The 11,280-nt window shown below is 55.2% G+C and carries 12 protein-coding genes; 1 reads left to right on the forward strand and 11 read right to left on the reverse strand.

From position 1 onward, the window contains the following. The 7 genes from Q0510_RS17030 to Q0510_RS17060 all read right to left on the reverse strand — a co-directional run. Positions 1–1,309 (reverse strand): M56 family metallopeptidase (locus Q0510_RS17030; RefSeq protein ID WP_298714515.1); only part of this gene is annotated, 1,309 nt, incomplete at its 3' end. A gap of 10 nt (positions 1,310–1,319) precedes the next feature. Continuing rightward, entirely contained in the window at positions 1,320–1,718 is a 399-nt protein-coding gene (locus Q0510_RS17035) for a BlaI/MecI/CopY family transcriptional regulator (protein WP_298714518.1), read from the reverse strand. 73 nt (positions 1,719–1,791) lie between these two features. Next, positions 1,792–2,694 carry a sterol desaturase family protein gene (locus tag Q0510_RS17040; RefSeq protein WP_298714520.1) on the reverse strand — a complete coding sequence of 301 codons (903 nt, stop codon included), beginning with the start codon at positions 2,692–2,694 and terminating at the stop codon, positions 1,792–1,794. Between the two features lie 116 nt (positions 2,695–2,810). Next, positions 2,811–3,425 carry an outer membrane beta-barrel protein gene (locus Q0510_RS17045; RefSeq protein WP_298714522.1) on the reverse strand — a complete coding sequence of 205 codons (615 nt, stop codon included), beginning with the start codon at positions 3,423–3,425 and terminating at the stop codon, positions 2,811–2,813. 35 nt (positions 3,426–3,460) lie between these two features. Continuing rightward, positions 3,461–4,336 (reverse strand): DUF4249 domain-containing protein, encoded by an 876-nt coding sequence (locus Q0510_RS17050; protein WP_298714525.1) that lies wholly within the window; start codon positions 4,334–4,336, stop codon positions 3,461–3,463. Between the two features lie 17 nt (positions 4,337–4,353). Then, positions 4,354–6,723, reverse strand: coding sequence for a carboxypeptidase-like regulatory domain-containing protein (locus Q0510_RS17055; RefSeq protein WP_298714528.1), 2,370 nt, complete (start codon positions 6,721–6,723; stop codon positions 4,354–4,356). A 281-nt stretch (positions 6,724–7,004) separates the two neighbouring features. Beyond that, positions 7,005–7,214 carry a hypothetical protein gene (locus Q0510_RS17060; RefSeq protein ID WP_298714531.1) on the reverse strand — a complete coding sequence of 70 codons (210 nt, stop codon included), beginning with the start codon at positions 7,212–7,214 and terminating at the stop codon, positions 7,005–7,007. Positions 7,215–7,313: 99 nt separating this feature from the next. On the opposite strand from Q0510_RS17060, the gene Q0510_RS17065 reads away from it, so the two are divergent. Continuing rightward, entirely contained in the window at positions 7,314–8,312 is a 999-nt protein-coding gene (locus Q0510_RS17065; RefSeq protein ID WP_298714534.1) for an AraC family transcriptional regulator, read from the forward strand. 76 nt (positions 8,313–8,388) lie between these two features. Here the strand turns inward: Q0510_RS17065 and Q0510_RS17070 are convergent, their stop codons facing one another. The 4 genes from Q0510_RS17070 to Q0510_RS17085 all read right to left on the reverse strand — a co-directional run. After that, positions 8,389–9,249 (reverse strand): NAD(P)H-binding protein, encoded by an 861-nt coding sequence (locus tag Q0510_RS17070; RefSeq protein WP_298714537.1) that lies wholly within the window; start codon positions 9,247–9,249, stop codon positions 8,389–8,391. 54 nt (positions 9,250–9,303) lie between these two features. Further along, on the reverse strand, positions 9,304–9,714 hold the full coding sequence (locus tag Q0510_RS17075) for an Rrf2 family transcriptional regulator (protein WP_298714539.1): 411 nt from the start codon (positions 9,712–9,714) through the stop codon (positions 9,304–9,306). A gap of 162 nt (positions 9,715–9,876) precedes the next feature. After that, positions 9,877–10,065 (reverse strand): hypothetical protein, encoded by a 189-nt coding sequence (locus tag Q0510_RS17080; RefSeq protein ID WP_298714541.1) that lies wholly within the window; start codon positions 10,063–10,065, stop codon positions 9,877–9,879. Positions 10,066–10,289: 224 nt separating this feature from the next. Next, positions 10,290–11,280, reverse strand: a 991-nt coding sequence (locus Q0510_RS17085; protein WP_298714544.1) for a sodium/proton-translocating pyrophosphatase, incomplete at its 5' end; no start/stop codon positions are given.

Here is an 11,280-nt window from a genome sequence, read left to right on the forward strand (position 1 = left end):
CCGAAGAACTCCTCGGCGCTCGCGCCCAGTGCGACGGCGATCGTCTCGACCTCGTGGGCGGCGCGGGCGGTGCAACCGGGGCAGGCGGAACCAGGGCCAGCGCCAGTGGCTCCGGGGCCGGGGGAGCTGGCGGAACCGGGATAGCGGCGGGCGAGGGCAGCACCGGGATTTCCGGTTCGGTCATGAAAGGCTTGGCGGAAGGGGAGGACTGGGCAGCGGCGGCCGGTGCGGGTTTGGGTGCAACGGTATCCGTTTTGGCTTCCTGGCGGCGCTTGCTGTCGGGTGTAAGCCAGGCGATAGACACGAGGCCGGTTACGATGATCATGAGCGCCAGGAGCCGCTGGCTATAGTTGAGATGTTTCGTTTTCATTTCCATGATGCGTTTGATGCGATGAAATAAATGGTGCCGGTCATGCGCGGCGGCCATGGCCATCGGGTTCACGGTAAGGCGGAATTCTTCCAGTGCAACCAGGGCTTTGGCGTAGTGCATGGGCTGAACGGTGCTGGCGAGCACGAGGTCGTCGCAGCAATGTTCGCGTTCCAGGCGGATATTGCGGGAAATCCACCATACGAACGGGTTGAAGAAAAGGAGCGTTTCTACAATGGATTGGAAGATATTCAGGAGATAATCATTGCGTTTGATGTGCGCCAGCTCGTGCAGCAGGATGGCTTCCAGCTGTTCCGGGCTGAGATTGTTGACCATGGCGGCCGGGAGCAGGATCACCGGGCGGATGAACCCTATCATCACCGGCACCTGCAGGTTACCGGAAATGAACAATCCCACACGCTTCCCGATGCCCATTTTGCGGGTAAGGGCCTCAAGATGTTCTTCCCAGGCGCGCCCCAGCGAAGATAAGCCCTGTCTGCGCAGCGTTTTCAGCTGCGCCAGGTCCACGCACAGGCGAATGGTCATCAATGTCACACCTACCACGTAAATCCCCACCAGCAGCGGGAAGTAAGCTTCCATGCCGGGCAAAACAGCCTTCAGCCCCTCGTCCGGCGCCGGCGTGCTCGCAAAAGCAAGCGGCACGGGCATCGCGGGCATCCCTGCCCCGGCAGCCATCACCACCGCCTCTGAAGCGTCGCGGATCGATTTCAGCTGCGTATAAAACGTGGCGCCGAACCATCCCGCAATGCCTGTCAGCGACAGAAAGGAGAGATGATATTTGATGGACGGCCCGGCCTGCGGCCAAAGCCACAGCACGATACGCAAACAGAAAAAGACGCAGCAGCCCTGCCAGAAGGAATGCAGGATCGTCCAGCCGAAAGCCTGGATAAGGTCTGTCGTGAAAGGAAGTAACGCGTGCATAAAACGAGTATTACGACTGTTTTTTATCGATTTCGTTCAGATATTCCCGAATGCGGTCGAGCTCCTCGCGCGACGAACGGTGGCCGCCCAAAGCCTGCAAAACCAGCTGGGACGCGGAACCGGAAAAAACCGTATCGATCATTTTGTTCAACAACTGCGCCTGTGTTTGTTCCTTCGGAACGGCGGCTTCATAAATATGCGTCTTCGCGCTTGCATCCCGCTGCAGCAAGCCCTTTTCATGCATGATCTGCATCAGCTTCAGGGTAGTGGTGTAACCCGCTTCCTTCTGCTTCTCCAAAATCTCATGCACCTCCCTCACCGTGCTGGCCCCGCGCTCCCAGAGGATTGTGAGGATTTCCAGCTCGCTTTCGGTTGGACGTACATTCTTGTTGTTTGCCTTGTTTTCCATGATATCTCTCCTTTGTACGAATTTCTTCGTAATCAAATGTACGATAGTTTTCGTAAATGCAAAATAGTGAAGATTATTTTTGGATAAGCGGCATGCCGGCAGGAGGAGCGGAGGGGGGTAAAACGGACGTGCGGAGCGCTTTGGCCGTCTTCCCGTTGCCATCCCTGTCCCAGCCCGGCGCCCCGAAAACATACATCCAGGCCTCTTTCCAGGTGCGCGCCCGGCGCAGGTCGCGCCAGATCGCCGCCCATTCGTGCGTAGCTATCCGCAGGGGATTGTAGGTTTCGATGTTCACCGTCAACCCGTACACCGGCCTTTCCTCCTCCGGCTGGAAAGTGCCGAAAAGGCGGTCCCAGATGATGAGGACGCCGCCATGGTTACGGTCGAGGTACTTGATTTCGGAAGAATGGTGCACCCGGTGGTGCGAGGGTGTGTTCAACACAAATTCCAGCGGGCGCGGGAGTTTATGGATCGCTTCGGTATGGATCCAGAACTGGTAAAGGAGGCTGATCGACTGCATGGCCATCACCATCGCCGGGTGGAAGCCCACGAGCGGCATCCAGATCCAGAACAGGAAAGCCCCGCTCAGGTTGCCCGTCCACGTTTGGCGGAGGGCAGTGGAAAGATTGTACCGGCGGCTGGAATGGTGGACGACGTGCGAGGCCCAGAAATAACGGATCTCGTGGCTGCTGCGGTGGAACCAGTAATAAGTGAGGTCATCCGCGAAAAAACATAACGCCCAAACCCACCATAGCGATGCGTCGGGCGTGAAGAAGCGGAATTCGTAGGCGGCTAAATAAATGAGAAATATGACGGCCTTCGTGAAAAGCCCGATGATAACGTTCCCCAGCCCCATGGCGATGCTGCTGGCGGCGTCCTTCGTTTCGTAGAGATCCCGCTTCTCCACCGCGGAGAAAATCACTTCGGCGGTGATCAGCAGGATAAAACCGGGTATGGCGAAATGTATCAGGTCCATAAAAAACGGATCATCTTTACTGGTTAGGGAGCGCGGAATATTCCTTTTGCCAAAAGTTAACGAAAATTCCCGTGCCGGCCTTTTTTACCGGAAAAGATGATCCGCTGGTGACGGGCCTAGAAGCGCCCTGCCTTGATGGTGAAGTGTGCGGAAGGCCCGCTCAGCTTCTCGTCCGTAATGCCTTCGGTTCCCGAACCCCGCACAAATCGGTAAGAGCCGCCGATGCCGAGGCGCAGGTACGAAGTGATATTCATTTCCAGGTTCAGGTGCGGCTCTCCCACGAAGAAGCTGCTGTAACCGATGGATTCGTAATCTTCCCAGTTCTTGAAACGCTCGTTCATAAACACGCCGCCGCCGCCAACGAGGGCGCCCACGGCCAGGTGCACGAGCTTGTTGCCCTTGATGGTATATTCCGGCACAAAGCCCGTATACCACATGTTCCAGTACATCGTGGCGTCAGTAGGATTGGCCCGGGGCGCTTCGATGTTGTTGACGAGTGCATATGCGCCTGCGCCCAGCATCAGTTTGCTGTTGAGCATCACGCCGGCGTAACCGCCCAGCAGCACGCCCAGCTCATCGTCGAAGCTGGTGAATTTGATGGTGGGGGCGCCGAATCCGCCCACTCTTACCTTGCCGCCTTTGGCGAGGCTTTCGATTTTCTCCTGCGCAAGTGCCGGAACAGTGCAAAGCACGGCCAGGGCAAGCAGCAGGCGCTTACCTGTTTTGTTCATGTTCATTGGTTTTTATGGGGTGATCTTTAGGTTGATTAATGCTCCATTTGTATTGAGCTCCACGTAATTGCCGAAGTCCCGAACCATCCCAGCACACGGCCCTGCGAATTATTGTCGGTGTTTTTCAGGTTAGTGGGTACGTTTTCCAGGATCTTGGCGAATAACCCGCCCAGGTCGATCTGCGCCTGCACCTGGCTGAGGAACGTATGGCTCCGCTTGGTGCACGACCTGATGGCTACCGTCACATTCTCTCCCGCCTGGAAAGGCGTGTCGTAATCCGTTATCCCTTCCGAAATCGGCTGGATAAAATTTAACCCATCCGAAATATTTTCCGCGAAAGAACCGTCGATCGCGAAGATGTCTTCCACACGGCCCGCGCTGGTGGCGGAATTGCGGGTGCTCCGGATCCAGTAGTAATCCGTGCCGCCGGGAATATCTTTCGCATAAAACCGGGCGTAAAAACCTTCCTTGTTGCTGATGGATTCTTCTTTCGTTTTGAAGTCGTAGGCCATGGAGTCCACTTCCGGCACGCGTTTGATGGTGTCCACAGCTTCGAAGATCCCTTCTTTCAACTCCACGCGCAGCTTGTATGCGTGCCCGATCTCCCCGATCCGGTTAACGCCGGGATCGTGGCTGTAGACGCCGTTGGCGAAAGTGAAATCATACGTCTTGTTGGCGGTGATATCCGTCAAAGTTACTTTGGCGTCGCTGACAACAGGGGCCGAGCCGCTGCTGGTATACGGGACCGTCTGGGTGATCCGGATATCCTGTTTCCCAGGCACATTCGTGATCCAGGCGTCTACTACCGTATAGGTTTTCCCGTTCGGAATGTCGATATCGATCGTGTCTTCGCAGGCGGTAAAACCGGCGGCGGCAAACAGGAGGGCGATGGCGGTGAATTTCCTTTTCATATGATCGTGCTTGGAGATTAGAATTTGAAGTTATAAGTGATACCGGGAATGATCGACCCGATGATGCTGAGGCGAACCGCTTCCTTCTTCGAAGGATCGTCCGGGTTCTGGCGGAAGTATACGGTGTAGGCGTTCCTCCGGGCGTATACATTATACAGGCTCACTACCCATTCCCCCTTCCAGCGTTTCAGCTGCTTGCCTTTGTAGGTAAAGGAAAGGTCGAGGCGATGGAAGGGCTTCAGGCGGTAGTTGTTCCGCTTTTCGGTGGTGTTGTAAGGAACATCCCAGTCCTGGAACTCGAGGCGCGCGTCTGCAAAAGTTGCCGGCGTCCCGGATGCGAACATCCAGTTGGCGCTGAAGCTCGCGCGCTTGTTCAGCTCGTGGCTCATCACGATGTTCAGGTTGTGCGTGCGGTCGTACCGGTTGATGAACCACTCGTTCAGGCTCAGCCCCGGCGTTTTGCGCTCCGAACGGCTGAGGGTATAGCTCACCCAGCCCGTCGTTGCCCCGATATCTTTCTTCACATACAGTTCCAACCCATAGGCACGCCCTTTCGCCGCGAGCAGATCTCCTTCAATGTATTCGTTCAGGTCCAGGTCGGCGTTGTCGATGAAGTCCAGCTGGTCCTGCATGGATTTATAAAACACCTCGGCCGACAACTCAAACTTGTCACCGGGCGCGTTATAGAAATAACCGGCCGTTACCTGGTCCGTCAGCTGCGGTTTCACGTTGTTGGAAACCGGCGTCCAGATATCTACAGGCGTAGGTGAAGCGGTGTTGCTCAATTGGTGCATGTATTGGGCCGACCGGCTGAAAGCCGCCTTGATGGCCGATGAACTGTTGATGGCGTAGCGCGCGGAAATGCGGGGCTCGAGGAAGTAGTAATCGGCGATCGTTTTGCCGCGTTCGTAATCCTTCGTGCCCAGGAATCGCTTGCGTGTGCCCGCCACCGTGTCTGCATAATAGTAAGCGGTTCCTTTGCCAATGTATTGGAAACCCGACAGGCGAAGGCCGTACTGCACGCCGAATTTGTTGCCCGCTTTCCACTCGTGATCGAGGTAGAGCGCGCCTTCCAGGGCGTTTTTATCTTTCAGGTTGATGTTGAACTCCTGTTCGTCCTGGCGGGCAAGACTGCGCCCCGGCCTGAACGTGTAATACGTTCCCTGTACCCCGAAATGAAGGGTGTTGTTGGCATTCAGGTAGTAGGTGAATGCAGGCTTCACGCCATAGTTGATGATGTTGGATTTCCAGCTGAACTCCTGGCTGGAAGTGGATTTCTCGTCGCTCAGGAACTTCAGGCTGTAGTCGTATTTGGTGTAATACGTGGTGAGGTTCATGAACAGGCGGTTGTTGAAAATGTGGTTCCAGCGCAGCGATGCCGTGTTGTTGCCCCAGTTCATGTTGGCTTCTTTCCCGAACCCGAATACGTCGCGGCCGAAATATCCGCTCACGAAAAGACTGTTGTTCTTATTCAGCTGGAAGTTCACTTTGGCCGTGAGGTCGTAGAAATACAGCTTGGTGTCTTTCATGTCGCCTTTGAGGAAGGGCTTCATGAGCACGTCCATGTAAGACCTGCGGCCCGCGATGATGAAGGAGGATTTGTCTTTCTGGATGGGCCCTTCCAGCGCCAGGCGGCTGAAGATATTGCCGATGCCGCCGGTCATGCCGAATTTCTGGTTGTTCCCGTCCTTCATCCTGATATCCAGCACGGAAGCCGTTCTGCCGCCATATTCCGCGGGGAAGCCGCCTTTGATGAGGTTGATGTTCTTTACCGCGTCAGGGTTGAAAACGGAGAAGAAACCGAGCATGTGGGTGGAGTTGTATACGGGCGCTTCGTCGAGCAGGATGAGGTTTTCGTCGCCATTACCGCCGCGCACGTTAAAGCTGGCGGCGCCTTCGCCCACGGTGTTCACACCGGGCAGCGTCTGGATCGTGCGGATCACATCCACCTCGCCCATGAACGTAGGCAGTTTCTTGATTTCAGCAATGTCCAGTTTGTTGAGGCTGGTATTGAGGGTGTTGATGTTTTTTTCCTGTTGTTTGCCGGAGATCACCACTTCGTTCAGCTGGCGGTCCGACTGGCCCAGTTTCACATCCAGCCGTTTGTTGGCGCTGAGGTCGACGGTGAAGGTCTGCGCCTGGTAACCGATATAGGAAAACTGGATTTCGTGTTTGCCTGCGGGCAGGGTGAGCGAGTAAAAACCATATTCGTTGGTTACGGTGCCCACGGATGTGCCGGGCTTACCGATGGAAATGCCGATGAGGGATTCGCCGTTTTTTTCGTCTTTAACGTAACCGCTGATGGTAAACCGTTGCTGCGCGAAGGCCGAATTGGCCGCGAGCAAAACGAGTAGGAGGTGCATCAGCAGTCTGGCTGTTGTTTTCATATATTGGTTTTCAGTGTTGTGAGATGGCGGAAGGATGGCCGGAAAAGGGTTCCGTTACATTTTCCGAACATATGACGTGCAAAATAGAACATACCCCTATGGTGGGGAAATTATTTCTGGGGAAAGGGGGAAATAGTGGTTTTTCGGCCGGCGGATAGGGGATACCCGCCCCGGGGGGCGTCTCAAGGGGGATTAACAGGCACAACCGGTTACGGAATCTGATAGAAATCATGTTTTTTCCCGCCGAAAGGGCGCAATTTCATGATCGCGTACGAATATTGTTAGTCCAGAACGGCGCACTGGTACCCCAGGTCGCGCACGAACGAAATAACCTGATGCTCTTCCATCTGCAGGCACTCCACCCGCAGCACCTTGTCGCAATCCTCCAGGTCGAGGGTGCACATGGTAACGGAAAACTCGCCGGACAAGGCGCGGATCACCAGTTTTTTTTCTTTTTGGGTATTGATATTTGTTTTGAAGATGCCGATCATGGTCCGACGATTTTGAATTAATTTGCTTCAAAATTCGCTCCTGGAAGCGTAACCGGCTTGCATTAAACGGATTTAAACTTATATAAAACGGATTTTCTTATGCCAATGACCGTCACAAACGAACGCAAAGAAATCTTGTTTCACGACGATACGGTGTTGTGCCCTGACTATTACAATGGCCAGGAACTCACCGAACGCCGCCACGAACTCGATATCAAAGCCGGCAAGGCCGATTTCCACGAAATCAGCTTCGATGGCGTGCTGATGGGCTTCGGAAAGGCGTATATCAATGAAAAAGTACAGGTCGAAAGCCATGATACCCTGCAGCGCGTAGGCATGCATTTCATGATCAGGGGAGAAGTGACGGCCAACATTAAAGGCATGCGCAACGCCATGCGCACCCGCCAGCTCGAGCATAACCTCGTGTATACGCCCGAACCGGAAGAGCAGATCAAAGTGGAACGCCAGCCGGAAATCCAGGTGTTTGCGCTGACTTTCCTGAAAGACCGCTTCGTGCAGCTCGCCCGCCGCAACGGCCCCGTGCTGGAACAATTCGGAGAAAGCGTGGAAAACGACAGGCCCGTGTTCCCCGACCGGTCGTACCAGATCACTCCGCGCATGATGCAGGTGATCGATGAAGTGCGGGATTGCCATTTCTCGGGCGGCCTCAAGAAATTGTTCCTCCAGTCCAAAGCCATCGAACTGCTGGCGCTCGAATGCGAGCAGATCGAGCTGCTGTCGGGCGGCCGGTATGGGAAAGAACGGCCGGAAATCAACCGCACGGAGGAAGAGCGCATCCGTTACGCCCGCGACCTCCTGCTGGCCAACGCCCAGGAGCCCCCGTCACTGGGAGAACTGTCGCGGCTGGCGGGCCTCAACGAATTCAAACTGAAAAGCGGTTTCCGCAAAGTATTCAACAATACGGTGTTCGGCTATCTCAGCGAGCACCGGCTCGACGAAGCCCAAAGGCTCGTCCGGACCGGCGCGCATAGCTTCACAGAAATCGCGGATGAACTGGGGTATTCTTCCCTCCAGCATTTCAGCAACGCCTTCCGCAAGAAGTTCGGCTGCAGCCCCAGGGAGTTCCAGGCCCGGTAAACCGGCAGGAAAAGACATAAAAAAGGCCGCCTCTGTCCGACAGTGCGGCCTTTTTCGTTTTATCCCGCTGTTTCAATCAAGAAAAAGATGCGGGGTGCTCGCGTACAAACGCTTCAAAAGCAACAGGTTCCTTGCCGGTAATATCTTTTACGGCAGTGGTCACCACGGCGCAATGTCCGTTTCTTACCGCCGCTACCAGCATCGCGAGGTAGTGCGCCGCGCTTTCCGGGGCGCCGGAAGCGATAACACCTTCGATCAGCGCGGACTCAGGAATATTTTCATACGTCACGGTTTTGCCGGATGCTGCCGAGATGATGGCCGCCGCTTCGTGGTTGTCGATGGCCGCGGGACCAGTGAGCGTCAGTTCCCTGCCCACATGCGCTTCGTTGAGCAGCAGTTCTACAGACACGGCGGCGATGTCGGCCGTCGAGATCACGGAATATTTACCGTCGCCGGCGGGAATGAGGATCTTGCCCAGTTGTTTGATGGTGGGGCTGAAAGGCCCTTCCGAAAAGTTCTCCATGAAGAAGTTGGGCCGCACGATGTTGTACGGAATGCCCGAAGCGATCAGCGCCAGCTCGATCTGGCGGAGGGGCGCCGCTTCCACATGCTCCACGCCGATGGCGGACAGGAACACGATCTTTTTCACCTGCGCTTTCTTCGCTTCGTCGATAAACGGGCGCAGTTTGGGCGCCGCATCGGCGTCGAGGGGCAGGGCGGAAAGGAAAACGAGGTCAACGCCGGCCAGTGCGGGCGCGAAAGTGGAAGCATCTTCCTGCACGAGGCGCACGGCGCTTACGTTCGCCGCCGGGGCTGTATATTTTTCCGGGAAGCGGGTAGCGGCTTTCACCTGGATGCCAGGATTACCTGCCAGCGCTTTGACCACTTCTTTTCCCGCAAAACCAGTTGCGCCGAGTACCAGAATAGTGTGTGACATGTTGTGAATGATTTAAATTGTTATAAATATTATTACAGTTATGATTAAAAAAAATTAAAAGTGCTTTTGGATGAATGCTGCCAGCGTGATGGGAGATAGCTCCCGGCTAACCGTTTCATCGATGCCGGTAAAAAGGCTGTCGAGGGCTTTATTAATGTTGCGGCCCACCGGGCATGCGGGGTTTGGGTCGTTCGGGGAAAACCCGAAAATATGGTCCGACTTTACGAGGGCGAATATTTCCGACAACCGGATGTCTTCCAACGGCCGGGCGAGGCGGCTTCCCCCGTTTTTACCTTCCCGGCTTTCAACCAGGCCGGCATTGCGGAGCGCGCTCAGTTCTTTCCGTACCAGCGCCGCATTGCTGTTCAGCGACCCCGCGATGAAGTCGGAGGTCAGCCATTCCTCCGGGAAACTGCCCATGAGCGAAAGGATGTGAACGTATATGGCGAATTTACTGCGGATCAATTCTGTAATATTTAAAATTACAGTACAAAAATAGACTGAATTTTTCATCCCACCAAAAAAAATCCCGGCCGGCCATGTCAACCGCCATTTACCCAGGTAGCCGCCGGATCGGTAGCATTCCGCGCCGAAGTTTTCGTGACGGGTTTGGGAAGGAGTGAAGTCTTAATGCGCGGGCAGCACGATTTTTTCCATGGGCTGTGCTTTGGGTGCGCCGAAAGGCAATGCCGGATTCCCGCAGATTGCAGACGGTTTTAATCGCTGAAATTGTGGCAGCAAAGAACGAAACTCCGCCGCCGCTTTCATGAGTATACTATCTGGTTTCAATTCTTTATCCTCATGGCGATCTGCCATCTTTCAGCATAATCGGAAAATCGGAATGGGGCGGGAATTTTAACAAAGGATGACGGTTCAGGCTGATGGTTACGGATCAAAGCTCCTGCTTTCCAATAGTTTACGCGCAGCCGGAATTGGCTTTTCGAAAAGCGGTTTTTCCTGTGGGAACAACAATGGGGCCCGGCGGATCAAAAAAGCCGGCCTCTGATGAGACCGGCCTTTCTATCGAAAATCAGTTATAATTAAAACTTCACTGCAGCAACTTCCTTCGCAGGTGCTTCGGGAGCCGGCTGTTGTTTGGCAACGGGCGGTTCCTGTTTGTGCACGTGGATTTCGGCGAGGGTAGGCGCAATCACCAGCGAAACGATCGACATCAGTTTGATGAGGATGTTCATGGACGGGCCGGAAGTGTCTTTGAAAGGATCACCCACGGTGTCGCCGGTAACGGAAGCCTTGTGAGGCTCGGATTTCTTGTAATAGGTCTCACCATTGATCTCTACGCCTTTCTCGAAAGATTTCTTGGCGTTGTCCCAGGCGCCGCCGGCGTTGTTCTGGAACATGCCCATGAGCACGCCGCTCACGGTTGCACCGGCGAGGAAACCGCCGAGCACTTCAGGTCCGAAGATAAAACCAACGATCAGGGGCGAAAGCAGTGCTATCGCGCCGGGCAACATCATCTTGCGGATCGACGCTTCGGTGGAAATAGCCACGCATTTGTCGTATTCCGGTTTGCCGGTGCCTTCCATGATACCGGGAATGGTGCGGAACTGGCGGCGTACTTCTTCCACCATCGACATGGCCGCTTCGCCTACCGCGCGGATGGCGAGGGAAGAGAAGATGAAGGGGATCATGGCGCCGATGAAGAGGCCGGCCAGTACATCAGCTTTATAAATATCAATACCGGAAATGCCCGCTACGCCAACGAAAGCGGCGAAGAGCGCCAGCGCGGTGAGCGCCGCGGAAGCGATAGCGAAACCTTTACCGGTTGCGGCGGTGGTGTTGCCCACCGCATCGAGGATGTCGGTTTTCTCACGAACGTCTTTCGGAAGCTCGCTCATTTCTGCGATACCGCCCGCGTTGTCGGCGATAGGCCCAAACGCGTCAATCGCCAGCTGCATGGCGGTAGTGGCCATCATGCCCGCCGCCGCGATCGCAACGCCATACAGGCCCGCGCAGGCATAGGAGCCATAAATGCCGGCTGCCAGCACGATGATCGGAAGCAGGGTAGATTCC

It is taken from the genome of uncultured Chitinophaga sp. (assembly GCF_937874145.1).
Lineage (GTDB): Bacteria > Bacteroidota > Bacteroidia > Chitinophagales > Chitinophagaceae > Chitinophaga.